Below are 26,301 nucleotides of genomic sequence, written 5' to 3'. Positions count from 1 at the left end.
ACCTCTTTCATCTTTTCCTGCGATCATTTTTCTTGTAATATGCAAGCTTATCCTGATACATCTGATGATCGATACGGTTCATAAAATCTGCGATGGTTTCGACTCTCAAATCGGATGTAGCATATCCCATAGAGGCGGATAACTGATAAGGCTTACGATTGGTTTTGTTTTCAGCTTCAAAATTTTGTTTCGCACGCTGGATTAAGCTTTGGACAAGCTGCTCATCTGTGGTGTTCAGCATTACCACAAACTCATCACCTGCGTATCTTGTTACCACTCCATATTCTCCAAATGATTTTCGAAGCAGATCAGCGGCAATCTTTAATGCAACGTCACCTTCAGAATGTCCATAATTATCGTTGATCTGTTTGAAGCCATTCAGGTCGATCATGAAACCGGACACCCAGACATTCTTTTTCTTATAAGCCTGTTTTTGCAGAAATTCCAGATATCCACGGTTATAAAGTCCTGTAAGGCAATCCAGAAAAATAATTTCGTTTTTCAGTGCTGTCATGATCCCTGCAATTGCGATTGCAATGGATGTCCATGTAATTGCAATCTCAATAAAAAATGCCTGTACAGTTACCCCGATTATGATAGGAACAAAAAATACCTGTACCGGAAACAGCTTCAGTGTGCCAACTTTTTTACGGCATCTGGCGTACAGATAAAGACTGTCCAGGATATACAGAACTGCAAAGAACAGGAACACGCTGTAGGCAGGTCCTCTCTGATATACGCCATCGTTAATGCTAAATACCAACGGATAGAAAATATTGATGATCAGCAAAAGGCAGGCAACAAGTCCTCCTATTCTGTAAATCTTTCTGCGTGTATCTGTAAAGGGGATATTCAGGTGCGTCATAATAAATCTGGCCCATGTATAACCAATGAGTACATTTCCCAGAAAGAGCCACGATCCACTTAGGAATACCAGAACTTTTAAAAATATTCCGGAGCTTCCATCCAGATAAAAAACACAGCAGTCAGTAACATTGGAGATGGCAGTAATTCCCATCATCTGCAGAACGATCCTCATATCTTTGTCCTGGCTCATTCGCTGTCGGTTGCTGAGATATAACGTGCCAATCAGCAATAAGCTTATGACGTTTGCAGTAAGTACAGAAAATGATAGATCTGTATTCATGCCTAGTCCCTCCCAAAAACAATTACCATGATTTCTTTTTCGCTATCATTGCCTGCAGCTGTCGTTTTCTGCCATATGGCTTATGCCTGGATTTCCGTCCAGATGCTGCATATTCAGAGTTTTTCTTTTCAATCTTTCAGTTTCTGACTGTTTCAGGATATAATCCTTGATCTCTTTCGCGTGTTTGATATGAACCAGTTTCAGATCCGGATCGGTCACATCTCCAGTGAAACAGTGTATGGTGCCCAGCCCAAGAATTCTCTCCAGCAGGGTATTCTCCAGCCGGACATCGATTACTTTATACAGGTAGCAGTCATTTTCTTCTTTCCGTAGCAGACCTGAATCTACAGTGATGATTTCATCTGTTACCGTGTAAGAGGTAAAAGTCCATGGTAATCCCAGAAACATAGAGCGCTTCTTTTCTTTGTATGTCATAAGTATTCCTTCTTTCTTATTTCGTAAATTAATAATTATATATGTATCATAAAGCTGGCTTCAAAGCAATCGCTTTCGGCTTCAAACCGGCTGGTTCCCCCATATTTTTCACAGATCTGTTTCATGGAGCGGATACCGATTCCTTCTTCATTTTCCCGTTTTCTGGATAAAATCTTCTCTCCGTTTTTCAGAAGGTTTCCATCAAAGGAATTATCCACCGTAAGCATCAGCATATCCTGATTTTTTTCGGAGGCTACGGTAATGTATCGCTTACCGCTAACGTTTTCACATGCTGTTACTGCGTTATCCAGGGCATTTCCAAGCAGGCAGCACAGATCTGTGTCAGATATGGATAATTTATTCAGCCTGCAGCAGACTTTAAAAGCTATCTGCTTCTCTTTGGCTATACTGGCATAATGATATAAGACACCATCCGCAGCCGCATTCCCAGTGTATGGAATTTCTGCAATATTCAACAGGGTGCTTTCCAGACTGTCGCAATACTGCCGCAGTTCTTCTTCGTTGCCGTTATCTAGAAATCCTTTAAGTGCCGCAAGCTAGTGTTTGAAATTATGCCGCACCTCACGTTCGTTTTGTACAGCTTCTGTCAGCACCTCATAATATTTTTTCTGCATTTCCAGCTGTTGGTTTATCTGGACTTTTTCCAGCATTTTCCTGTAATCCTGCGCAATTCTGTGACAGAGAACAATAGTTGCCAGACCGATCAGAATCCTGCTGACCAGCTGCATTGCTGTAGCGGTGTATTCTTCCATACCATGGGAAAAGAGACCGCTAAAAAACATGGCAATAGGAATAAACCATATATTATTCCAGTAATCTTCACTGTCAATATCAAGAAACGGTGTTATGGTTCGGCACATCAGGCTGCGGTACCACCGATACGAAAGCAGATAAATGACAAAACCAATAACAGTTTCCATAAGCAAGCCCTGGTTTAGCGTAGTATATCCGATTTTGTCTGTAATATAGACTGCAAGTGCAAAGGTAAGCCAGACGAGTAAGGCGGTAAGTCCGAAGGAAAATAGATGTTCTTTTGTATATCCTTTTATGATCAGGACATTTACGATTCCTACTATAATACAATATAACAGTGTATTTAATTTATAAAATGTGACCGTCATATTCCTGGTTTCCAGAATCCACAGACACAGGAAAAAATCAAAGATCATTGTCAGCGAATACCAGAATATCAGCCTTTTTTTATCTTTGGATGAAATTTTTTCCTTGAAAGGAACATATCGCAGCATCAGGCTGGGAATATGGATCAGCATGCAGAGCAGACTTACAAGTATTTCCATTCGCTTATCGTCCTCTCATTCTTCGTCTCATGTCAGACCATCTGAAATCTGCAAAGGCATTTTTGATCTCTTCCCGCTTTCCGCGGCTGATGGGAATCTCGGTCTGATCAGATAATTTTAGTTTATCGGAAGGCATGGAAGTGATCTCCCGCATGGAGACCAATGCCCACCGGATCGGCATGCAAAAGTCACCTGGGGGAAGAAGCTGCACCATCTCATAAAGGGATTGTGACGATTCCAGAATACCTGTTTTCATATGGATCAGGGTCTTTTTCCCTTTTGCTTCTATGTACAGGATATCTGAAAGATAAACATATTCTTCCAATCTTCCAACCTTTACGGAAACAGTTCTCATAGAATAAAAGCTTTCGAAAAATTTATCCAGGACACTGTATACCTGTGCCTCCTCAATAGGTTTTACGATGTAATGAAGCGCTTCGATATTGAATGCCTCTGCTGCAAAATCAATGCTCGTGCTGGCAAAGACAATCTGTATCTTCTGATTCTTCTGGATAATTTTCCGGGCGGTTTCCATTCCATTTAGTTTCCCCATAAAAATATCCATAAACACAAGGCTGTAACGTGTGGTATCTGCTTCCAGAAACGCTTCACCAGATTCAAATTCATCAATTCTGGCGCATAGATTATTCTGGTCCAGATAAGAAGAAAGTAAGGTGAGAAGTATTTCCCTGTCTGATTTCTGATCATCACAAATTGCAATTCGAATGGAATCTTCCATTTTATCTCCTTTTATAGGTGTTTATGTGTTATAGGTATAAGTTAAAAATGTCAGGAATAAGAATTTCTTATTCCTGACATTATTATAACAGAATTTTCCTGTTTGGCAATCTGCGGAATCAATTATCTCTATTGTCTGGAAATCGTCTTACGCTGGAGGTTCACCTGTTTAATCCGCATTTTCTAAGTGCTGTATTTATTTTATCCTCGTTGACCGGCAGAAGGGCAAAGTAATTTACCTGTAGGCGGTAGGCTTGTGGTGCAAACCCACTGTCATTTGAAAACCATACAATTGGAAGCCCGGGATATATCCTTCTTACGGCAATTACTCCCTCCATTCCAGCTGCCTTTTCCATTAATACCAGGACTGCTGCCGGACATTCCTCCAGAAGTGCAGGAATCAGCTCCTCCTGTTCGGAAAAGCATCTTATCGTATAGTGGTTCAGATACTCTCCGGATGCCTTACAGTCTTCTGGATATCCATATAATATAATCGTTTTCATCTGTCAGTCCTCCTGATCGTTATAAAAGGAACTGTTATGGCTCAATAATGTTAAAGTACAGGCTGAGAGGCGTCATACTCTCACGGAATGCATTATAGAGCTCCTGGTCACCCTCTACGGATTCAACCAGCTTGCTGACTCCATCCTCATTGCATGCGGCAATTGCCAGGATACCGGTCTTTCTGGTGCGAATCGTTAAGTCGGCTGCTTCATCCTGATCACCTGGATAATACAGAAGTACTCCATGGTGTACTTTCAGAAGATAATCCTGGTCATCTGTAACCTGAAGATTGATGGTAAAGGATCTGTCTGCAAGCTTTGTGCTGTCAAGCATGATTCCCATATAGTCCAGTGTGGTCTGGGTATCCATCTGCTGGGCAGTGCTTCCTGCTCCGGTTACTTCACCTGGTGGATACAGACCTGTTCCGTTGCGGAGTTCAAATGCCGCTACCATATATGCATTTCTCCAGGCACCGGATTCGGCCTGGTATCCAAGCTGCTCCAGGGCATCTGCGCAAAGGTATTTTGCTTCCTGGTTATCGGGATCTGCATATACCAGTGTGTTTGTGATCTGTGCTACCCACTGGTAATCTCCTTTTTCGTAGTCAGCTTTTGCCATTTCCAGGACTTTATCTGTGTCGCCAAGGTATTCTACCAGCTTCGTTGCATATTCGGTTGGCTCCAGTTCATCCAGATGTACCGGATTTGCATCATACCAGCCCATATATTTCTGGTAAACAGCTTTTACGTTGTGTTTCAATGTACCATAATACTGACGGGTATACCATACTTTATTCAATGCTTCCGGCAGCTCGATCATATTGGCAATTTCTGTGGATGTATATCCCTGGTTGATATAAAGCAGGGTCTGGTCATGCATAAATTTGTACACAGCTGCTGTATTTGTCATATATTCCTGGATTACATCATTGCCCCAGTGCGGCCAGTTATGGGACTGGAAAACAACCTCAGCATCTTTCCCGAAAAGGCTCTGTGCTTCTGTGATATAACGTGCCCAGCTGTTTGCATCACGTACCTGTGCACCGCGCAGTGTGTAGAGATTGTGCATGGTTCCGGTACAGTTCTCTGCCAGCCAGAGTGCTTTTTTATCCGGGAAATAGGTGTTCATTTCTGCCGGTGATTCTGTATCCGGGGTAAGCTGGAAAATGGCTTTCACACCATCAATGGTTGTCTCGAAGACATCTTCTGTAACATTAAAGGTAGGAGAAAGATAACCTAATCCGTTCTGCGATACGGCAAGACCGATACCTACGGAAAGACGTCCCTGCTCTCCCGCCGGTATTGGAGTGCCATACTGGTATAAGGAGCGGCGCTTCATTGCTGTTCCTACAAATACGTTCTCTGACATAACTGCATCTTCGAAGCCGTCAGGGACAATGATCGCTGTTTTTCCGGAAGCAATCTGCTCGTCCAGGGAAAGAGTGGGATCCGCAACCTCTTCCTTCGTAAGGATACCTTCAATACCGCCATAATGGTCTATATGGGCATGGCTGATGATCACTGCTACAATATGGATATCTCCCATTTCAGATTTAAATAAATCCAGAGCAGCCTTCGCCGTATGGCTGCTTGCCAGACAATCCATAATGATCCATCCGTTATCCGAGCGGACAAATGTCATATTGGAAAGGTCATATCCACGCACCTGGTAAATATCGTCCGTTACCTGGAAAAGTCCGTAATTTGCATTTAACTGGGTATTCCGCCAGAGACTTGGATTGGCGGAATCCGGAGAATCAGCATCTCTCACGAATTCATAGCTGTCCATATTCCAGACAATGTTACCGTCATTATCTGTGATCTGCAGGGAATCAGGTGCAGTTATGAAGCCTTTTTCTGCAAATTCTTTCTCCTGCGTGTCGTCAAAATCCAGCACCTGGTAAACATTTTCGTTGATCTGTCTGGTAATCTCGGTAGCAGGCTTCTTGTCTGGTGTTAATGCATCAGACGAATTATCAGACGTTTCTGTTGCTTCCGCTGTTTCGGTGCTTTCGGCCTCCTGTGCATATATAGAAGCCGGAGCAATTGTGGTGACCAGCAACGCTCCAAGCAACGCAAGCGCGATTCTCTTTTTCATAAGCATTTTCCTCCTTATCATTTGGTGTTTTCTTTATACAAACCATACCATAAGGAAGGGCATTATCCAGATACAGGGAATGAATCGCAAGTATCTGGAATGAAATGTATCGATAAAAGATTACCAATGAACAATAGGGTAAAAACACTCATAAGGTGTAGCAGTCATAACGGATTGCTTTCCCATTCAAAGTGTAAGACGGCTTCCTGCCTGCAAGAAATTTACTTTTCAGTGGTCGTTTCACGATGATCTTCTCCGGCCGGGCACTGATCGCTGCATCGAAAAGATCGGTCTCTTCTGAACATGGTGGCTCCAGCTTCTGGATCAGCTGCAGTTTCTTATTGATCAGGCTGGACTTCTGTCTTGCGGGAAACATGGGATCCAGGTAAATTACATCTACAGGGTCAAGAAGCAATGGCATCAGTTCTACGCTATTTCCTTCTACCAGCTTCATGCGTGCTGCAATCTCCTTCAATACAGGATGCTTCTTTGCACGTCGGAGTGCGTCCTTCAGAAGTACTGCAATTACCGGATTCTGTTCATAAAGTGTCACCTCATAGCCCTGGGCCGCCAGAAGAAATCCGTCTTCTCCCATGCCGGCTGTGGCATCAATGGCTTTACGTCCTGGCTTTTCTGATTTCGCAGCACGAACCAGTATTTCATGCTGCAGGCGGCCATTGGTAACCCTGTGGAGCATATTTTCGAAATCTCCCTGATAGCTAAGGCCATAACCTGTCAGTGAAACACCTTTGGAATTAAAAAGGACAGTCAGATTGTCTCCCGTTTTTTCGAAAATGGGGATTCCTGTCCGTCTGGAAAAGGATTCTGCCATATCTTTTTGTCCGCCTTTTTCAAGGCAGATGGTAATTTTATCACTCATAAATAAGTTCTCTTTCTAAAAGGTCATTGTCTTCATTTTCTGGATCAGCTTCGCATAAACATTTTGCACAAACCATGGTTCTGTGGATTTCTTTAACGCTTCTTCCATGGAAAACCAGGCAACGCCGCTGTTCTCATCTGCTTTTATGGAAACTGCTTCTCTGGAATCTGCTTCCAGTAAATAGGTAATATTAAGATGCAGATGGCTGGATACATATCTGTCCTTTTTCACATGTCCATCTACAGTAAGAGATTCCAGAGAAAAGATTTCTTCTGAAACAGGATGAACATTTGAAATGCCTGCTTCTTCTTTTACTTCACGGATAGCCACAGATAGCAGATCCGTTTCACCGTCTGCGTGTCCTCCCAGCCAGGACCAGGAATTGTAAATATTGTGATAAACCATTAGGACTTTACTTCTGTCCTGGTTTACCACCCATGCGGAGGCGGTGAGATGGGCAATGGGGTTCTCTCTGGAAAAAGCATTCTCATTATTCCGGATCCATTCTGCAATCAATACTTTATCTTTTTCCTCCTGCTCATTAAAAGGAATATAGTTTCCTATCTGGTTTATTAATTCTTGGCGGTCCATACGAACGTTCTCCTTCTACGTTTTTCTAACAGTATTAATAGTTATTATTATACTACTGTTGTACGGCTTCTGAAAAGAGCAAGGAGGTTAATATATTTTATTGATAACAGACGTTTATTGTATTTCAATCAAAACATATTCTGATTTACATCCCGTCTTGAATTTGATCGCCCAGTCTGAAATGCCAGAGGTTACAATAAAATTAGTGTTCTCTCTTTTTTCATAACCATAGACACGGTCATCCGCGGCCAGATTACTGTGGTTTTCGATTGTCATAAGTGGAAAAAGCTGTCCGCCGTGGGTATGTCCGGACAGGACAAGATCCACGCCAGATGCAGCCTGGTTCTCATAGTCCTGGGGCTGATGATCCAGAACAATGGAAAATTTCTCCGGATCCAGATTTCTGGTCAGTTCTTCCATTGTTTTACGGCCAGAGGAGTACTCTTCTGATTTATCCTTTCGTCCGATTATGTAGAAACGGTCGTCTATCAGCTCCACATCATCCTGCATAACATGGACATACACTGATCTGTTCAGTGCCATGAGGAAGTTTTCTATATAACATAGTTTATTAATTCCTTTCTGTTTCAATATAATTATTTCTATTTTAATACTTAAAGTCTGGTTTATGTCAAGGTCTATTTATCATAATGTACCAGTACCCGCTTAAGAAGACTTTTAAATCAGGAAAAATAAAAACACCCACAAACAATGCTGATTGCAGGTGTTTTTATAAGAGTGTGTGATTACTTCAGTTTCCCATATTCTTCCGCTGAAACAGCTTCACACCATTCATTAGAGGTCTCGGTACCTGGTACCTCTACGGCCAGATGACTGAACCAGCTATCCGGTGCAGCGCCGTGCCAGTGTTTTACCTCTGCAGGAATGTTAATGCAGTCGCCTGGCTTCATTTCAATGGCTTCTTTGCCTTCTTCCTGGTTTTTGCCAGAATCTCAACTGCCATAAACTCACCACAGCCAATGGTGATCTTTCCCTCCATGGTTTCATTAGTGCCTTTGAACTCACTTAGGATCTTGTCTTCCAGATCTACGATCTCAAGAGCCCGTCTTTTTAACAGCAAGCCTTCATTCGTAAGGGTGATGCAGTGTCCGCTCCTGTTAAACAGCTTTGCTCCAAGATCTTCCTCCAGGGCAGCAAGCTGTCTGGAAAGTGTTGGCTGGGTGATATTTAATTGTTCTGCAGCTTTGGTAAAGCTCTGCTCTTTGGCTACTGTTAAAAAATAGCGTAATACTCTTAGAACCATAATGACTGCCTCCAATAGCTTTTTTCATGACATATGATCAAAGCATATCGTGGATTTCCGGGAATATCCGCAAGCTGCGTTCTAATGTTCCGGTAACCATTGCTATTACAGTTCCATAATTGGTAAAAGGAATTCCCTGGTCTATAGTACAACGCATACGGTACTGGACCTCCCGCTCTGTAAGCATGCAGCCTCCACAGTGGACAACCAGCGCATAAGGACTGACATCTTCCGGGAATTCACGCCCGGAACAAAATTGGAAATTCAGATTTTTTCCACTATATTCCTGCAGCCATCTGGGAAGCTTGACAGTACCGATATCATTGCACTGACGATGATGGGTGCAGCCTTCAGAAATCAGGACCGTATCTTTGTCTTTTAGATTTTTTAATGTGGAAACACCGCTGACAGCTGTTTTTAGAAATCCTTTATAATTTGCCATCAGTATGGAAAAAGAGGTCAGTGGAATGAAATCTGGAGTAACTTTTCCTACCAGGGCAAAGACCTGGCTGTCGGTGATGACCATAGCAGCTTTATTCTGAATGCGCTCCAGTGTATCCTGCAGCTCATGCTCCCGGACAACCAGTGCTACTGCACCAGCCTCCAGCACATCGCGGATTGCCTGCTGCTGAGGCAGGATCATTCTTCCCTTAGGAGCGGATTCATCAATCGGACAGACCAGAATTACGAAATCCATGGGCTTTAACAGCTGTCCAACCAGTTTGTGCGTTATAGAATCTGTTTTCATCAAAGAGCCAATCTGTTCTTTTAATTCCCAGATGTTAGTTTTTTTAATTGCACTTACCCAGATTTCGTTTTCCTTGGCTTCTGGCACAGATGGCATCAAATCAGCTTTATTGTAGACCACCAGATAAGGAAGCTCTTTCTGGCGAAATAAATTTACCAGCTGGCAGTCTGCATCGTTCATTCCAACTGTACCATCCACTACCAGAACTGCGATATCCGTTTTATTTAGGATTTTCTTTGTGCGCTGCACACGCAGTTCTCCAAGCGCTCCTGTGTCATCAATGCCAGGGGTGTCTATGATCACTACAGGACCAAGCGGTAAAAGCTCCATGGATTTCGTCACAGGATCTGTGGTAGTTCCTTTTATTTCTGATACAATGGAAAGCTCCTGATCGGTCACAGCATTGACAACGCTTGATTTGCCTGCATTGCGACAGCCGAAAAAGCTGATGTGCAGACGGTTTGCAGATGGAGTCTGGTTTAAATTGCTCATATGGTTTCCTTTCTGTAAGAACCAGCCTGAAGCGGGTTTGAAAATTATTCCTGTAAGTTACATGGAAATCCATCCAAATGCATTTGCCACAGAGCTAAGCAGAATGATCGCTACAAAAATCGGACAAAGATACCGGATCATAAAATTAAAAATTTTTTTCCTGCGGAAAGTTCCACCGGATACAGAAACCTCTTCTTCTATTTTTTCTACTCCGATAACTCTGGAGATTAAAAGGCAGGTTGTAAAAGCTGCAATTGGCATCATTACGGAATTGGTCAGAAAATCAAAGAAATCCAGGAACTGCATTCCGATGATCTTTACAAAGCCAAGAGGTCCGTAACCCAGTGAGGAAAGACTGCCTAACAGGATCATAATGATACCAACGATCACGGTAGCTTTTTTGCGGTTCCATTTCAGCTCATCCTGGAAAGTAGATACCGCACTCTCCGTAAGGGCAATGGAACTGGTAAGTGCTGCGCACAGCACAAGTAAAAAGAACAAAAATCCAATTGGTGTTCCAAATCCCATACTTGCAAAAACTTTGGGAATGGTAATGAACATTAATGCAGGTCCCGCTTGGAGAGTATCCGGATCTCCACCGGAAAAAGCAAATACAGCAGGAATGATCATAAGCCCTGCCATGATTGCAATGGCAGTATCAAATACTTCCACATTCGTTGTAGAACCTTCGATGGAAACATCCTTTTTCATATAAGATCCAAAGGTTACAAGAATACCCATTGCGATGGACAACGAATAAAACATCTGTCCCATTGCAGCTACTACCGTCATCCAGGAGAAATTCTCCAGGTTTGGTACAAGGAAATATTTCACTCCTGCAAGAGCGCCAGGCCTTGTTACCGAATAAATAGTGATCAGAATGGATAAAAATACGAGAACCGGCATCATAAATTTGGATACACGTTCTACTCCGTTGCGCACTCCGGCATAAATGATTGCAACTGTTAATAACGCAAATACCAGGAAACAGATCTCAGCAGATTTGCCATTTGAAATAAAATCAGAGAAATAGCCATTCTCTGCAAGCTTCTGACTGTTGCCTTTCATATATTCCAGGAGATATTTGATTACCCAGCCACCGATAACCGAATAATATGGAACGATCAAAACAGGTATGATCGCATTGATCCAGCCTCCAAAGGACAGCCATTTCGATTTGCCGAATTTGCCAAAAGCACCTACGGGGCTTTTTCTGGTCATACGGCCAAGTGCAGTTTCTGCAATGATCATAGAGTAACCAAAGGTTAATGCCAGAATAATGTATACCAGCAAAAATATTCCGCCGCCATATTTTGCTGCCAGATAGGGGAAACGCCATATATTTCCCAGACCAACAGATGCCCCGGCAGCAGCCAGCACAAATCCTAATTTTCCAGAAAACGAGCTTCTTTCATGATGATGTTTTTCCATAAGATTCTACCTTTCATTTCTTCATAAATTATAACTGTTCTGAGTCAGTTATCTAAAAATAATATTTCTTAGATGATACCATGGTTTTGGATTATTGGCAAATAATATATAAAAAAACAAAAAAAGATGTGTGGATTGTTGCTTTTGATGGTATAAACTCTTATAATGAAAGCATCAATTACCATATATGTTATGGAGGGTGCGGATTATGAACGAAGAACTTTTTAACGAAGCAACAAGATCAAATGTATTGACCAGGAAGCTGATCGACCAGCTTCAGGAGAGCATGACCTACAGCAGTATTTCCTTTATTAACTGGACAATTGAAACCTTGTCCCTGATCAAGGCACGTCTGCAGCGCGGGGACCGGATCACAGACGAAGTCAGCGGGGAAGTTTACACCTTGTATTCTTTCCAGCAGTTTGTGGAGAAGAATTTCTCTTCTTACATAGCAAGCCAGGTGTTTAAAGAGACTTCTAAGCCTGAGAAAATTTACTTCTCACTGAAACCATGTGAAGAAGGCTACTCTCTGGTGGCAGCTGACTCAGACAGCAATAAGACATATGCCTGGATTTCCAGCCTGAGCAAACGATTCTCACTGGTAGAAATGATCGCTACCGGAATTGTATATGTGAAAGATACTCGTACCAATACCTATCAGCCATTTATTTCCGGAAAGGGGAAATATTGTAAGTATGATAAGGAAAAGGGAATTCTGGTAGAAATCTAACCAAAATGGACACAGATCACAATGCCATTATTGGAGGTTCAGTAATAAAGACATTACAGTCTGTGTCCATTTTTCATCAGATCCTATTGTTCAAAAATATCTTCCCGGGTAATATTTTTCGCCCACTCTCCCTTTCGGTAATGATGGAAAACCCAGGGCCATTTCACGAATTCGTCTGTACAGAGCAGAAAGTAAACCCACAACACCGGAAGCTTCAGTACAAAGGCAGCGAAGAAACCTAGCGGCACCGCATATACCCACATATCTACCGTGTCACAGATTAAGCCAAATTTCGTATCGCCCCCTGCCCGAAAGACACCTGCAATCAGCGCAGTATTTACTGCGGATCCCATAATATAGTAGGTGTTAATGAGAAGCATGTATTTCAGATAATGCATAGCGGTGTCATTCAGGGAAGCAAATTTCATCACAAAAGGAGTGATGGCAAGGACGATCAGCCCTCCAAGTGCACCGGTGATCACAGTCAGCTTCAGCATTCTGGAAGCGTATCGTCTGGATTTTTCCAGGTCTCCTTTTCCCATGATCTGCCCAAGAAGAATGGTTCCCGCACTTGCAATGGCAAAACAGAATACAGAGCCAATGTTCCGCACCACAGTAACCAGGGAATTAGCGGCCACCGCGTCAGTGCCAAGGTGTCCCAGGATTACAGAATACATGGAAAAAGCAACGCTCCAGGACAGGTCGTTTCCAAGTGCCGGAAGTGACAAACGGATAAAGTCCTGAAACAATACTTTACTGCGAAGGAACATATATGCCAGATTCAGCTTCACATTTTTACTAAAGGAAGATACAACCACACAGCCAATCAGCTGGATCAGTCTTGATGCAGCGGTGGCGATTGCAACGCCGGTTGCACCAAGCTTCGGAGCACCGAACAGGCCGAAGATAAAAACTGCATTTAGGAATATATTCAGAATAAATGCCAGCATATTCAGCGCCATACTGATGGTTACTCTTCCAATACTTCGAAGAACTGCCAGATAGATCTCCGAGATTCCCCAGCAGATATAGGTAACGCCCATAATGCGGATATAGGAGGAACCAATGGTGATCAGCTCAGGATCATTGGTAAATAGCCTCAGCATCATCTGAGGCGCAGTAAATGCAACCAGGGCAACCAACAGGGAAATCAACACAGAGAAACGAAGTGCGATTCCCTCTACTACATGAATCGCCTGAAAATCCTTTTTACCGGCATATTGGGAGCACAAAAGAGAGGCTCCGGTACCGATGCCATAATACACCATAAATAAAATATTGGAATAATTGGCTGCCAGGGATACCGCCGAAATAGCGGACTGCCCCACGTAATTCAACATGATCACATCCGCTGAATTCACAGCCGCACTGAGCAGATTCTGTATAATAATTGGAACCGCCAGCCGGAAAATCTGCGGATAAAAATCATCTTTTCCAATTGAAAGTATTCTTTTCATTTTCCCTCCTTAGTAAATACCTATATTTAAATAAACTATTTGGTATTATACTGTTTTTCTGTCCCAAAAGCTATCCCTTTTCTGACAGAAAATAACAATATTTTGACATTAAAAAGGCACTGTCTGGGACAAACATGCCAGACAGTGCCTGTAAAATCTTTCTATTAAATAACTTTTAGTAAAGGATCTCCTTCTCTTACATACAATGGCAGACTGAAGTAATCAAAGGTTCCGGTATGCCACTGGTTTCCCTGTGCAGGTTCTTTGGTAAGAAGATGTACCCAGTTTCCTTCTGGAAGATAAAAATCCTGTTTTCCATCTGAGGAAAATACAGGTGCAACCAGAATGCGGTCTCCCAACATATATTGCTGATCCAGATATGCGCAGTTTCTGTCTTTTGGGTATTGCATGTGCATTGGACGCATTACGGGAAGCCCTTTTTCATGGGCAGTCTGTGCAAGGCTGTAAATATAAGGCATAAGCTTCCATTTCAGCTCGGTAAAGTATTTCAGAACCTCACAGGCCTCTTCATCATAATTCCATGGAACACGATAAGAACTGGATCCGTGTAAACGACTGTGGGAAGATAAAAGTCCGAAAGCCACCCACCTTTTGTACAGATCAGCTGAGCCATCATCCTCGAAGCCGCCAATATCGTGGCTCCAGAAGCCAAAGCCGCTGTCCATAAGGGAAAGCCCGCCCCTTAAGGTTTCGGCCATGGAAATATACTGGCTGGTTGAATCTCCGCCCCAGTGTACTGGAAATTTTTGTCCGCCTGGTGCTGCACTTCGTGCAAAAAGAACAGCTTCGCTTTCTCCTTTTTCTTTTTTCAGAAGCTCAAATACGCACTGGTTATAAAGATACGTGTAATAATTATGCATTTTTTCCGGATCAGAGCCGTCGAACCATTTTACATTGGTAGGAACACGTTCTCCGAAATCTGTTTTGAAACAATCCACTCCCACATCCAGAAGTGCTTTCAGCTTACTCTGGTACCAGCTGCATGCATCTGGATTGGTAAAGTCTACCAGTCCCATACCAGCCTGCCACATATCCCACTGCCAAACTCTTCCATTGTCTTTCATCAGAAGATAGCCCTTTTCCATGGCTTCTCCAAACAGAGGCGACTTCTGTGCAATATAGGGATTGATCCAAACACAGATTTTTAAGCCTCGCTTATGAAAACGTTCCAGCATACCTGCCGGATCCGGGAACATATCTTTATCCCAGGTGAAGTTGCACCATTCGAAGCCTTTCATCCAGAAACAGTCAAAATGGAAAACTGAAAGAGGAATATGGCGCTGTTCAAATCCATCAATAAAGCTGTTTACCGTAGCCTCGTCGTAGTTGGTGGTAAAGGATGTGGTAAGCCATAAGCCAAAGGACCACTTAGGCGGCAATGCCGGTCTTCCGGTAAGGGCTGTGTATTTTTCTATAATTTCCAAAGGGGTAGGACCATAAATAACAAAGTATTCCAGTTCCTCATCTTCTACAGAAAACTGTACGGTTTCCACCTTCTCACTACCTACCTCGAAGCTGACACGTCCCGGATGATTGACAAAGACGCCATAGCCTTTGGTCGTATAATAGAACGGAATATTCTTATAGGAAATTTCACTGGCTGTACCGCCGTCCTCATTCCAGATATCCACGGTCTGGCCATTTTTTACCATAGGGGTAAACCGTTCCCCAAGACCATAAACCAGCTCGCCAACACTTAAATTAAGTCCGGAGACCAGATAGTTCATGCCTTGTTTATGATGCATCATTCCCGTAGTTTTGCTCTTGATACAGGTAAGCTCCCTTCCATCTCCATAAAACTTCATTTCAGGGGAACCAGTTTCAAATTCCAGGGAAAGATTTCCTGACTTTAACGTCCATTTTTCTTTGCCGGAAGCTTTCTCACATTCACGTTCCGGACTTTTATCTAAATCACCATACAATTCAAATGATGGGCTTTTTACGTAATTTCCAGCGTGATTTACCATGTGGATTCCCAAAATGTCCTTTGCTGGTGCGGTGAAGGTATAGGTCATCATTCCAATGTTTAAAGTATCCCCACGTCCCAGGATCTGTTTATAGGGGGCAAAAGCCAGGAGTTCGTTTTCCCGCTCTTCTACCTCATAAATGTCTCTTACATAATCAGCCTGAAATTCATCTCTCACAAGCCAGAAGCCATTGGTAAACTTCATCTTCCATTCCTCCTTTGAAAATCGGTCAGCCTTTTACGGCTCCAGCTACAACACCCTTGATAATAGATTTCTGGAAAATCAGATACAGGATCAGCGCCGGGATAATGATCAGGATCGCAGCAGACATAATGTTCTGCCATTCCATTTTGTACTGTCCCATAAAGCTGTAGGCTGCAAGCTGCAGGGTTTTGCTGCTCTTTCTTCCGCCCAGCATAAGAAGGGGAAGAAGAAAGTCATTCCAGATCCACATTACATTGATGATCGTAACCGTCGCAGTACAGGATTTCAGCATTGGAAAGATAATACGGGTAAAAAGCTGAAACTGGTTGCAGCCGTCAATAAGTGCGCTCTCTTCCAGTTCCAGGGGAATGCCCTTGGCAAAGCCCTGATACAGGAAAATACTCATTGGGGCACCAAGCCCCCAGTAAATAATGGCAAGTCCCCATATTTTCCCATTGATATGTAAAGTGGTGGCTACATTTACCAGAGTAAGCATAAAGGACTGGAACGGGATCATCATAGGCGCAATGCAGAACAGGAAACAGAAACGGCTGTAGCGTGTTTTCACACGTGCCATTTTATAGCCTCCCATGGAAGCGATCACGATAATGCCGAGAGTTCCTATTACTGTGGCGATGAGTGTATTCAAAAAAGTAGCTGGATATTTCATATCATGAAATACATTTTTTATATTGTCAAGAGTAAAAGCAGATGGAAGGCTCATAACATCTGTCATGATTTCCTGATAGCTTTTAAAGGCATTGATTCCCACCAGGAAAAGAGGGGAAAGATATAAAAGCAGAAAAAGGATCAGGAATAACTGTATTACACCGTGAAGTGCTTTGCTTTTTTTACTCATGCCTCTACCTCCTTGCCTTTAAAGAAATTAACCTGAATTACGGAGATCACCAGAACGATGATAAAAAGAATTACACTTTTGGCGCTTCCATATCCATAGCGGCTGTTGTTAAATGCAGTGTTGTAAATATCAAGTGCAATTGATGTAGTGGATGTTCCCGGACCGCCGCCTGTCAAGCTGAAGATCAATTCAAACATTTTTAAGGAATTGGCAACAGAATGGAACATGCAGAAGGAAATGGACGGCATGATCAGCGGGATAGTAATTGAGAAAAATCTGCGGACTGCTCCTGCCCCATCCAGGTCTGCGGATTCATTTAGTTCCGTTGGTACTCCCTGCATACCTGCAACGTAGATCAGGATATAAAAGCCAAGGCTCTGCCAAACAGAAACAATGATGGTGGAGAACACAGCCAGTTGGGAGTCTCCCAGCCAGCTAAGACCGAAAATTCCCCATCCGGTTATGGACATAAGTGCTTCAAATACTCTGGTACAGATAAATTTCCAGATAAATCCAATGATAACAAGGCTTATGATATTGGGAATATAAAAAGCGGCTCTGAAAAATCCTTTGCCTTTGATCTTGGATTCCAGAAGTGCGGCAAAAAAAATGGCAAGTACATTTACGATCAGTACTGTTCCAATGGCATAGATAAAGGTATATTTCAGCGCACTGACAAAGGCTGGATCATTGGTAAAAAGCCGGATATAATTTTCGAGTCCGATAAATTCCGATGTTTTTCCAATACCGTTCCATTTACGGAAGGAATAATAAATACACATAACGAAAGGAATTCCTACAAACAGCGTGATGAAGAAAACTGCAGGGGCTACATATCCTGCGAATTCCAATGCTGTTTTTCTGGCCCTTCGTTTCTGGCTGTTTGCCTGCATAAAGAAACCTCCTGTCCTTTTCGGAAAAACAGGGCTGCCGAAATTGTCAGCCGCCCTGTTTTCGTTTTTATTCACGCGATCATTTTATAATAAATTACATTGCATCGTAAGCATCAACAAATAACTGGGTAAGAACCTCTTTTGTCTCGTCGCGGTCTGCATTTCCTGCAACATAGTTCTGGAATGCGGTACCAAATGGCTCTTCTACACCTTCTGGTCCTTTAAAGATCCACCATGGACATGTTACGGAATTATCCTGTGCAGCTGCTGTTTCTGCTGCAAGCTGTGTATCAGGTGCATCTGCTCCGGTAAGTGGGGAGATATCGCCGATAACTGATGGAACCCAGCTTCTTCCATAATCAGAAGTACACATGTAGTTCAGGAAATCAAGAACCGTATCAAGATTTTCGGAATCTTTTGCTACACGGAAGGTAAGGTTGGACTCAACTGCGAGAACTGCTTTTTCGTCCATGCGGGGCATATAAACATAACCCATATCAATATCAGGGGCAATGGCGCGGATACTTGCCTCGTCCCAGGAGCCATTGTGGATCATGGCAACTTTTCCTGTTGCAAAATCGGAGCACTGAAGATCATTGGTGGACTCCATTGGCTTGTCACCGCTGTACTCCTTGATCAGATCCAGAAGATCAAGTGCAAAATCAACCTGCGGAAGCTCGCCGAATTTCAGATCTCCGTTTTTCACATCTTCAAAGAGCTTGTCATAATCGCCGTCATAGGCATCACTCATAGACGGATAAACGGTCTGTGGAAGGATCCACCACTCACCAAATCCGGAGCTAAATGGCTGAATACCTGCATCTGTCAATTTCTCACAAACGGTGCGAAGCTCGTCTAAGGTAGTTGGAAGTTCTGTGATTCCAGCCTGCTCAAATAATGCTTTGTTATAGATAAAGCCATGGGACTGAACCAGGAATGGCATTCCTGTAATATGGCCATCTTCTGTTACAGATGTAAGGGTTGTCTCGGAAAAGTTTTTCATAAACTCTTCGTCATCCAGGTTATAAATATAATCTGCATATAAAGTATTGTCGCTGTATGCACTGGAAAGGAACAGGTCCGGAACCTCACCGGAATTTAATCTGGAACGGAGTACAGTCTGGTAATCATTCTGAAGGACTTCCAGCTCAATGGATACATTTGGATGTTCTTCTGTATAATGATCGATCAGATCATGGTAAGCGTCTGTGTATTCCGGACCATTAAACATGAAATAAAGCTCTACCGGATCATCGTCTGCCATTACGGTTACAGAACCCATTGTAAGAGAACTGACTGTCATTAAACCGGCCATTAATAAAGCAATTTGTTTCTTATGCATATGCATATCCTCCTTCTTTTTGCTGCTGCCCGTTTCGCCCACGGCAGCCTGCTTTGTTTTTGATAATCTAATCATACACTATGCAATATTACAAATAAATAGAAAAAATCAAACTGTTTATGGTAAAAGTTTGATATCTATAACCTGTTCTATTGTGAATAAATACAACAAGTTGTATAATATTGCCATAATAAAAAGGAGCTTTATGTATGAAAAAGAAAATAGAAAATTTATCCATGCAGACGCAGCTGACAGTTGTGATCCTGTCTGTGATCGTTCTTGCATTTGGAATTATTTTATATAGTGGTTATTCTGGTCAGGCAAGGTCTTTTGCAGAGGAATATACTTCTTCCACACAGACTATTCTGGAGATGGATGTGGCAAATCTGGATCAATATATTCAGGGTCTGCGGATCTTTTGCGTACAGCCCTGCCTGAATGTATCTGTCTATAATTCCCTGCTGAAGAGAAAACCTCTTTCCTCTTCTGAGATCAGTGACATAAAACAGGAAATCCAGTCTTCCTATCATAGCAGAACAGATATCCGTTCTTATTCCATTACAGCAATGAATCAGGATTTATGTTTTGAGCGGAATGCAGGGGTTGGGGGACAGCATATTTTATCGACCCCTGTAAAAGATACTGAAATATCCAGACCTTATATTGCCTGTGGAAGCAATGACAAATATGAATATCTGGCGCCCCCGGATTCAGAAGATGTGTTTTTCCGGTATTATCACTACCTGATCCGCCTGAGAAACCGGGAACCAGTCAGTTTGTCTTATGTGGATGTAGATACTACACAGCTGCGGCTGCTTATGAAAAACCATCAGGATTATGGGCAGATCTTATGCCTGTATAATTCAGATGGTGAACTTTTATATTCCAGTTCTGAGGATATCCGAAATCAGGAAGAAAAAGAAAAAAAACAGCTTTTTGGGCTTCATTCAGATGTTGAAAATGTAAATATCGGTGGAATTTCTTATCTTGTACTTCGCAGGACCAGTGAAGAGACGGGCATTGTCCTGCTTTCCCTGCTTCCTAAAAGCGCCTGGGATGACCGGGCAAGGGACTTTTTGCTTCCTCTGGTAATGCAGATTGCAGTGATCACTATCTGTCTGATCATTATTGTTACGCTCATGATCCGGATGATCACAATTCCATTGAAGAGGCTGTCTTACCAGATGGGAAAAATGGGTGAAGGAGACTTTTCTCCCACAGCTTTTGGCGGAGGCTGTAAGGAAACCTGTGCATTAACAGAAAGCTATAACGACATGGCAACCCACATTAATGAATTGATCGAGACCAACTATATTTCCAGCATCAATGAGAAAAATTCCAGGCTCCAGGCGTTGGAGGCCCAGCTGAATCCACATTTTCTCTATAACACTCTTCAGGCGATTGCTACAGAAGCATTGCTTGCAGATTGCCAGGAAATTTATGATATGATTGTGTCTTTGTCTGCAAATCTTCGTTATACCATTAAAGGCAGAGAGCTCGTCCACTTGCAGGAGGAACTTGATTATGTAGACCGGTATATTCTTTTGCAGAAAACAAGACTAGGCGGGCGTCTGGAAGTGACGAAGAAAATTAATCCAAAGGTAAATCTGGCAGTGATTCCAAAAATCAGTATTCAAATGCTGGTGGAAAATGCCATTATACACGGAATGCCGGAGGACGGAGCTGTTCTTCATATTATTATCCGGGTGTGTATGGAAAATAACCGGCTGCTCATCAGTGTATATGACGATGGAAAGGGAATTCTCCCAGAAAAAGTGAAAGAACTGAATGATATTTTTTCCGGAAAATCAGCAGATACTGGCAATTCCATCGGACTTCCCAATCTTGCAAGCCGTCTGAAAATACTCTATCAGGGAGAGGCTGGTCTGTTTCTGGAATCACAGGGCGATCAGTTTACAGAAGTAAAAATGGAACTTCCAATCAGAAAGAGGGGAAATGAAAATGTATAAAGTACTGATTATTGACGATGAGGCACCTGCTAGAATTGCAATAAGCAGGCTTGGGCACTGGGCAGATTATCATATTACAGAACTTTATCAGGAAACCAACGGTGTTGCAGCTTTAAAAACCATGCGGGAAATAAAGCCCCAGATTGTTTTTGCAGATATGCAGATGCCGATTATGAATGGCATGGAATTCCTGGAAAAGGCTTCACGTGAATTTAGGGATACCTGTTTTATTGTAATCAGTGGGTATGATTATTTTGATTACGCAAAGGCAGCTTTGAAATGTGGTGCCATTGATTATCTGTTAAAACCAATTGCACGGGAAGAATTGAATGCTGCCATTGATAAAGCAGTCCAGACATTGGGAAATACTGGTACCTGTTTAGAAAAAGAAGTGCCAAAGCTTTCCCCTGATGAAGTTGTCGCCAGGATCCGGCAGGATATTGACCAGAACTATCCACAGCCCCTTAAGATTAGCAGTTATGCGAAGAAGTACTTCTTTACCCAGGAGTATCTGACACGCCTTTTTCGCCAGCATTATGAGATGACCATTCAGGAATACCTCCTTATGGTCAGAATGACCCGGGCGAAAGAACTGCTGGAAAATCCTTCTATTAAGATCCAGGAAGTTGCTGCCCGGGTTGGATATTCCGATAATAACTATTTCAGTAAGGCATTTCGGAATTTCTTTGGAATTACGCCCACAGATTGCAGAAATAAGTGTTTCGTGAGCAGAAATACTAAATAGACCGAAAGCCTTTTCCAATGATCTCACTGCTGTTTACAATGGTAATGAAAGCGTGGGAATCGATCTGTCTTAAATGAATGCGAAGGCGGTTGGTCTCGCTTCTGGTGAGAACAGTCATCAGTACCTTCTGCTCCTGTTTGGTATAAACACCGAAGGCATTTTGCTCAGTTGCAGAACGGTGAAGATCGTTGATAATAAAGTCTTCCACCTGATCTGGGTACTTGCTGATAATGGTACAGACCTTTCGCAGGTTCAGGCTCTCAATGGCGCTGTCTACGACGGTACATTTCAAGATCATTCCCAGGATACAGTAAAGTCCGGTCTGTGCACCGTAAAGGTAAGCGGCGATCAGTACGATTCCAAGATCGCTGACCAGAAGGGCGCGTCCAATCTCCAGACTGGTATATTTGTGCAGGATTATGGCTACAATATCGGTACCACCAGTGGAAGCACCTACGTTAAATACCATGGCCGCTCCTACTGCTGGCAGGATAACCGCGAAGCACAGCTCCAGGAATACATCATGTGTCAGCGGGAAACTAAGCGGATAGATCACTTCACAGGCACTTACATAAAAAGACAGGGCAAAGGAGGAATAAATAGTCCATCCCATAGAACGGATTCCCAGAAAGAAAAATCCGAGTATAACTAGCGCTGCGTTGACGATCCACATGAATGCGCCTACATTCCACTTCGGAAACAGGGTAGACAGGATAATGGACAAACCGGATGTACCGCCAAATGCGAAGTGGTTTGGCGTTTTGAAAATGGAAATTCCAACTGCTGTAAAAATTAATCCCAGATTCAGAATTAAAAAGAAAATCAGGTTATCTTTTGTAAAAATCTTCTTTTTCATAAGTTATTTTATCTCCTCCCTTCAGTAAAATTAGTATAGCGTAAAACATGTGTTCCGTATAGAGTGTTTTTTTCTGTTTTTTATATAATGAGCTTAAAATCCCTCACTGCTTTTGATATAGAGTTTTTTCTTTATACAAACTGCACTTTTCTGCTTTTCTTTGCTGCCTTGATAAGCTCTCCCAGCCGCTTATTGCAGCTTCCAACAGGTACGCTTGTACAGATAACTCTGTCACAGCTTTCCATGGCTTTTAAAGCCTTCTGGAAGGTTTCCTCGCTGATTTCCATAAAGGGCTTCTCTGTGATCACCTGATTGGCCAGCAGTCTTGCCAGGCGGTAATCCACATCATTGGTGTATAGAACGCCTGCAATAAAAGGAGTATGCTCCTTCTGAAGCTGCCGGAATATGGGAATACCAGTGCCGTTTCCACAGATCACAAAAGTTTTTGCTTCTCCCTCCGGCTTTGGAAGCTCGATGCTTCCAAACAGCGGATCAAAAAAACCATTGTTGATCTCATAAAGATCCCGGATCATATTCTCCTCAAAAATTTCCTCAGGTTTTCCAAAATGGGAAATGGTATCTCCCTTTACACAGATGATCTTATCAGCAATCTTCTGTGCAAGGTCAATTTCATGAAGAGACATGATAACAGTTATCTGCTTTTTCTTCGCCATATCCCGAAGAATAGATAAAAGATCCAGCTTATGTTTAATATCCAGGAAAGAAGTAGGCTCATCCAGGATAATAATATCTGGTTCCTGGCAGATAGCGCGTGCAAGAAGCACTCTCTGGCGCTGTCCGTCACTGATATTGTTAAAGTCACGGCTGCCAAGAACTTCTGCATGTACCGCCTTCATGGCCTCTTCTACCTTTTCTTCATCTTCCCTTGTAAGAATGCCAAGCCTTCCAGTATAAGGATAACGGCCGGTTGCCACAATGTCATGGCAGGTCATCAGCTCCGGCTTCATTCTCTCAGTAAGAACTACCGCCATACGGGTAGAAAGATCCCGGAAGGAAAAGGACATCAGATTCTGGTTATCAAAATAGACCTTTCCGCCAATGATCTGCAGCTGTCTTGTAATACTTTTTAAAATTGTGGATTTCCCCGAACCGTTGGGACCAATGAGAGTTACGATCTCTCCCTTTTTTATTCCAATACAAATATCGTGGATCAGTGCCTTTCGATTGTAGCCAACAGAAAGGTTGTCCATATGAAAATAATAATTGTCCATTTTAGTTTCCTCTCTTCTTTCGCAACATCATGAAAATAACAACTGGTGCTCCAAAGATGGAGGTAACGGTGCTGATGTTCAGCTCCAGAGGCGCGAACGCCATTCTGGCGATCAGGTCACACATCATACAGAAAACAGCACCTCCCAGGAAGGTTCCCGGAATGATGATCAACGGTCTGGATGTACCAAAGCTTCTTTTCATCAGGAATGGAACTGCAATTCCAACAAAGGAAATAGGTCCTGCAAAAGCAGTTACTGTTGCAGACAAAATGCTGGAAAGCAGGATTAATGCAACACGGAAAAATTTAATATTCACACCCATACTCTGCGCATAAGCTTCTCCCAGCTGATAAGCCCCGATGGGCTTTGACAGCAGGAACGTAAGGAGCAGGGTGACACCCACAACTGCACAGGAAATGTAAACATTGCTCCAGCTCATACCAGAGAAACTTCCCTGTGACCATCCATGAAGATTTACAATATTGGAATCATCTGCAAAGGTTATCACAAAGTCTGTAACTGCGGAACAGATATAACCGATCATGATTCCCGCAACCAGAAGAGTAGCCATGTGCTTGATCCTTTTGGAAATCAAAAGAATAAAGCCAATGGAAATCAAGGAACCGATAAAGGCAGCGATGATCAAAGTATAAGAGGTTACATTCTGGGCGATTTCAAGATAGTAGATCATAGTAAGTGCGACTACCATTTTGGCGCCCGAGGAAATTCCCAGAACAAAAGGTCCTGCAATGGGATTTTCAAAAAAGGTCTGAAGAAGAAAACCAGATAAAGATAATGCACCTCCAAGGATGGCTGCCATCAGGATCCTGGGAAGACGGATCTTCCAGATGATGCTGTATTCCTTGGTGTCAGTGGCTTTTTTCAAAAGGATATTTACGATCTCAGACAGGGAAATGTGAACATTTCCTGTATTGATATTCAAAACTGTGATCAGGCCAAACGCCAGGATCAACAGAACAAAAACCAATGTATAGCGAGATCTTCTCTTAAAGTTCTCCATGTGGAAACTGGTTCCATCGGATTGTCTGTTCATTCTAATTATACTCCATTTATGTTTTGTCTAAGGAAAGCGGACTACTTATCAGAAGTCCGCTTTCAAAGTCTGGTATCTTTTATGTAAATCGCTTATCCGGCAACACAATCAGCTCAGCTTGTGAAGGAAGGTCATATCCTCCTCGTTTCCATCTGTGAACATCAGGTTGAGGTCATTGATCAGTTCTCCGATAGTGTCTGTATGCTGATACATGGAATCATCTGTTACCCAGACATTTCCCTCTTTTACAGCTTTAAAATCAGCCATCAGACTGTCTTTTGCAAGGAGATCATCAATGCTCTTTACAGAGGAATCAATACTGGAATTGTAGATCAGGTAATCTGCGTCTACAGCTGTATTGTAGAACTCCTCCATTGTAATCGATACAGAAGTTTTTCCACTGTCATCCTGAAGATCTGCAAAAACATTTCTTCCGCCCGCAACCTCGATCATGCTGGAGATATAATCTTTCGGGCTGCGGACCACTGGAGAACCGCTGGTATTGATATAGAAGAATGCCACTGTTTTCTCCGTATTGGTGAAATCCTTTAATTTCTCAATGATCTGGGCCTGCTGATCAAAGAAGGTATTTGCTTCCTCTTCCTTATTCATCATCGCACCATAAAGCTTGATCCATTCCGTACGTCCAAGAGGCTGGCTCTCATAACTGGAACGGTCGATGAAAACCGGGATTCCCAGAGTTTCGATCATCTCCTGTACCTTGGGGGCATGCAGGATCATGGTTGACTCAATGGCAAGATCACAGTCATCCCCAACCAGAAGCTCATAATCCGGTTCATCATATTTTCCGGCAAAGGTCATATCCCCGTTGTTGATGGCATCTGCTGCAGCCTGGATATACCAGCCGGAAGCATCCAGACCGGATAATTTAATAGAATCAACACTTCCAATGGCATCAAACAAAGCCATTGGAGAAGTTGCAGCCATATAGATGGTATCAAGAGGCTGCTGCAGTACCCTGATATCTTCATCCAGACCGTCCGGTGTCTCTTTTCCTTCCGGAACTACCAGATACCTGGCATCATCATGGACATCCAGAAGTTTATAGCCATCGTTGTAATAATAAACGTCAAAGCACTCTGCAAAAGAAAGATCCATAGTGGACTCATAAGTAAGTCCGGGAATTTCCGGTGCGGTGCTTTCACTTTCATCAGAGGAACCGTCAGCAGAAGCCTCTGTGGTTTCTGCATTCTCCTCTTCTGCCCATACTGGAGTAATGGCGGTGAACGTCATTACCGCTGCTGCAAAAACACTTAAGATCTTATATTTCAGCTTTCGGTTATACATCTCGTTCTCTCCTGTAA

24 protein-coding genes and 2 pseudogenes are annotated in these 26,301 nt (G+C 42.8%); 3 read left to right on the top strand and 23 right to left on the bottom strand.

The features are described from left to right. Positions 1 to 7 precede the first annotated feature (7 nt). The 14 genes and pseudogenes from ACTQWB_RS05165 to ACTQWB_RS05100 all read right to left on the bottom strand — a co-directional run bounded on the left by ACTQWB_RS05165 (position 8) and on the right by ACTQWB_RS05100 (position 11,646). Positions 8 to 1,147, bottom strand: a complete 1,140-nt coding sequence (locus tag ACTQWB_RS05165; RefSeq protein ID WP_441500840.1) for a GGDEF domain-containing protein — start codon at positions 1,145 to 1,147, stop codon at positions 8 to 10. 45 nt (positions 1,148 to 1,192) lie between these two features. After that, positions 1,193 to 1,582, bottom strand: coding sequence for a PH domain-containing protein (locus ACTQWB_RS05160; RefSeq protein WP_441500841.1), 390 nt, complete (start codon positions 1,580 to 1,582; stop codon positions 1,193 to 1,195). 35 nt (positions 1,583 to 1,617) lie between these two features. Beyond that, complete coding sequence (locus tag ACTQWB_RS05155; RefSeq protein ID WP_441500842.1) at positions 1,618 to 2,058, bottom strand: ATP-binding protein; 441 nt, start codon at positions 2,056 to 2,058, stop codon at positions 1,618 to 1,620. A gap of 81 nt (positions 2,059 to 2,139) precedes the next feature. Next, positions 2,140 to 2,901 (bottom strand): hypothetical protein, encoded by a 762-nt coding sequence (locus ACTQWB_RS05150; protein WP_441500843.1) that lies wholly within the window; start codon positions 2,899 to 2,901, stop codon positions 2,140 to 2,142. Between the two features lie 4 nt (positions 2,902 to 2,905). Further along, positions 2,906 to 3,640, bottom strand: coding sequence for a LytR/AlgR family response regulator transcription factor (locus ACTQWB_RS05145; RefSeq protein WP_441500844.1), 735 nt, complete (start codon positions 3,638 to 3,640; stop codon positions 2,906 to 2,908). A 160-nt stretch (positions 3,641 to 3,800) separates the two neighbouring features. Further along, positions 3,801 to 4,142, bottom strand: a complete 342-nt coding sequence (locus ACTQWB_RS05140) for a hypothetical protein (protein ID WP_441500845.1) — start codon at positions 4,140 to 4,142, stop codon at positions 3,801 to 3,803. 34 nt (positions 4,143 to 4,176) lie between these two features. Next, entirely contained in the window at positions 4,177 to 6,240 is a 2,064-nt protein-coding gene (locus tag ACTQWB_RS05135; RefSeq protein ID WP_441500846.1) for an alkyl/aryl-sulfatase, read from the bottom strand. Between the two features lie 148 nt (positions 6,241 to 6,388). Next, positions 6,389 to 7,120, bottom strand: coding sequence for a class I SAM-dependent methyltransferase (locus tag ACTQWB_RS05130; RefSeq protein WP_441500847.1), 732 nt, complete (start codon positions 7,118 to 7,120; stop codon positions 6,389 to 6,391). A 15-nt stretch (positions 7,121 to 7,135) separates the two neighbouring features. Beyond that, positions 7,136 to 7,711 carry an NUDIX hydrolase gene (locus tag ACTQWB_RS05125; RefSeq protein ID WP_441500848.1) on the bottom strand — a complete coding sequence of 192 codons (576 nt, stop codon included), beginning with the start codon at positions 7,709 to 7,711 and terminating at the stop codon, positions 7,136 to 7,138. A 114-nt stretch (positions 7,712 to 7,825) separates the two neighbouring features. Further along, entirely contained in the window at positions 7,826 to 8,254 is a 429-nt protein-coding gene (locus tag ACTQWB_RS05120; protein ID WP_441500849.1) for a hypothetical protein, read from the bottom strand. A gap of 203 nt (positions 8,255 to 8,457) precedes the next feature. Beyond that, positions 8,458 to 8,658 (bottom strand): annotated as a pseudogene (locus ACTQWB_RS05115) (carboxymuconolactone decarboxylase family protein); the annotation flags it as partial. Further along, positions 8,625 to 8,975, bottom strand: a pseudogene (locus ACTQWB_RS05110) (LysR family transcriptional regulator); the annotation flags it as partial. The pseudogenes ACTQWB_RS05110 and ACTQWB_RS05115, both read right to left, overlap by 34 nt. Positions 8,976 to 9,012: 37 nt before the next feature. Continuing rightward, positions 9,013 to 10,215 carry a [FeFe] hydrogenase H-cluster maturation GTPase HydF gene (gene hydF, locus ACTQWB_RS05105; protein WP_441500850.1) on the bottom strand — a complete coding sequence of 401 codons (1,203 nt, stop codon included), beginning with the start codon at positions 10,213 to 10,215 and terminating at the stop codon, positions 9,013 to 9,015. 57 nt (positions 10,216 to 10,272) lie between these two features. Beyond that, complete coding sequence (locus tag ACTQWB_RS05100) at positions 10,273 to 11,646, bottom strand: sodium-dependent transporter (RefSeq protein ID WP_441500851.1); 1,374 nt, start codon at positions 11,644 to 11,646, stop codon at positions 10,273 to 10,275. A 208-nt stretch (positions 11,647 to 11,854) separates the two neighbouring features. On the opposite strand from ACTQWB_RS05100, the gene ACTQWB_RS05095 reads away from it, so the two are divergent. Next, a complete protein-coding gene (locus ACTQWB_RS05095) occupies positions 11,855 to 12,376 on the top strand; it encodes a hypothetical protein (RefSeq protein ID WP_441500852.1) in 522 nt (173 codons plus the stop codon). Between the two features lie 83 nt (positions 12,377 to 12,459). On the opposite strand, the gene ACTQWB_RS05090 is transcribed toward ACTQWB_RS05095, so the two are convergent. The 5 genes from ACTQWB_RS05090 to ACTQWB_RS05070 form a co-directional block, all read right to left on the bottom strand. Beyond that, entirely contained in the window at positions 12,460 to 13,833 is a 1,374-nt protein-coding gene (locus tag ACTQWB_RS05090) for an MATE family efflux transporter (protein ID WP_118580280.1), read from the bottom strand. A gap of 164 nt (positions 13,834 to 13,997) precedes the next feature. After that, a complete protein-coding gene (gene yicI / locus ACTQWB_RS05085; RefSeq protein WP_441500853.1) occupies positions 13,998 to 16,025 on the bottom strand; it encodes an alpha-xylosidase in 2,028 nt (675 codons plus the stop codon). A gap of 25 nt (positions 16,026 to 16,050) precedes the next feature. After that, a complete protein-coding gene (locus ACTQWB_RS05080; RefSeq protein WP_118580283.1) occupies positions 16,051 to 16,884 on the bottom strand; it encodes a carbohydrate ABC transporter permease in 834 nt (277 codons plus the stop codon). Next, the gene (locus ACTQWB_RS05075) at positions 16,881 to 17,777 is read right to left on the bottom strand and encodes a carbohydrate ABC transporter permease (protein WP_295303885.1); all 897 of its coding nucleotides are present in this window, start codon (positions 17,775 to 17,777) and stop codon (positions 16,881 to 16,883) included. The genes ACTQWB_RS05080 and ACTQWB_RS05075 overlap by 4 nt, the downstream gene beginning before the upstream one ends. Positions 17,778 to 17,871: 94 nt before the next feature. Continuing rightward, the gene (locus ACTQWB_RS05070) at positions 17,872 to 19,119 is read right to left on the bottom strand and encodes an ABC transporter substrate-binding protein (protein ID WP_173717309.1); all 1,248 of its coding nucleotides are present in this window, start codon (positions 19,117 to 19,119) and stop codon (positions 17,872 to 17,874) included. A gap of 209 nt (positions 19,120 to 19,328) precedes the next feature. Between ACTQWB_RS05070 and ACTQWB_RS05065 the strand changes: the two genes are divergently transcribed. Continuing rightward, complete coding sequence (locus ACTQWB_RS05065) at positions 19,329 to 21,089, top strand: sensor histidine kinase (protein ID WP_441500854.1); 1,761 nt, start codon at positions 19,329 to 19,331, stop codon at positions 21,087 to 21,089. Beyond that, a complete protein-coding gene (locus tag ACTQWB_RS05060; protein ID WP_441500855.1) occupies positions 21,076 to 21,834 on the top strand; it encodes a response regulator transcription factor in 759 nt (252 codons plus the stop codon). The genes ACTQWB_RS05065 and ACTQWB_RS05060 overlap by 14 nt, the downstream gene beginning before the upstream one ends. On the opposite strand, the gene ACTQWB_RS05055 is transcribed toward ACTQWB_RS05060, so the two are convergent. The 4 genes from ACTQWB_RS05055 to ACTQWB_RS05040 all read right to left on the bottom strand — a co-directional run bounded on the left by ACTQWB_RS05055 (position 21,827) and on the right by ACTQWB_RS05040 (position 26,284). Continuing rightward, positions 21,827 to 22,690 carry a YitT family protein gene (locus ACTQWB_RS05055; RefSeq protein ID WP_441500856.1) on the bottom strand — a complete coding sequence of 288 codons (864 nt, stop codon included), beginning with the start codon at positions 22,688 to 22,690 and terminating at the stop codon, positions 21,827 to 21,829. The genes ACTQWB_RS05060 and ACTQWB_RS05055 overlap by 8 nt on opposite strands. A gap of 131 nt (positions 22,691 to 22,821) precedes the next feature. Beyond that, complete coding sequence (locus ACTQWB_RS05050) at positions 22,822 to 23,922, bottom strand: ABC transporter ATP-binding protein (protein ID WP_441500857.1); 1,101 nt, start codon at positions 23,920 to 23,922, stop codon at positions 22,822 to 22,824. Between the two features lies 1 nt (position 23,923). Then, positions 23,924 to 24,976: a FecCD family ABC transporter permease gene (locus ACTQWB_RS05045; protein ID WP_441500858.1), complete on the bottom strand. Its 1,053-nt coding sequence runs from the start codon at positions 24,974 to 24,976 to the stop codon at positions 23,924 to 23,926. Between the two features lie 108 nt (positions 24,977 to 25,084). After that, entirely contained in the window at positions 25,085 to 26,284 is a 1,200-nt protein-coding gene (locus ACTQWB_RS05040) for an ABC transporter substrate-binding protein (protein ID WP_441500859.1), read from the bottom strand. Positions 26,285 to 26,301: the final 17 nt, after the last annotated feature.

It is taken from the genome of Blautia sp. HCP3S3_H10_2 (assembly GCF_052122375.1).
GTDB lineage: Bacteria > Bacillota > Clostridia > Lachnospirales > Lachnospiraceae > Blautia_A.
The sequence above is the reverse complement of the archived record's forward strand: the minus strand, read 5'-3'. Positions and strand labels throughout refer to the sequence as shown.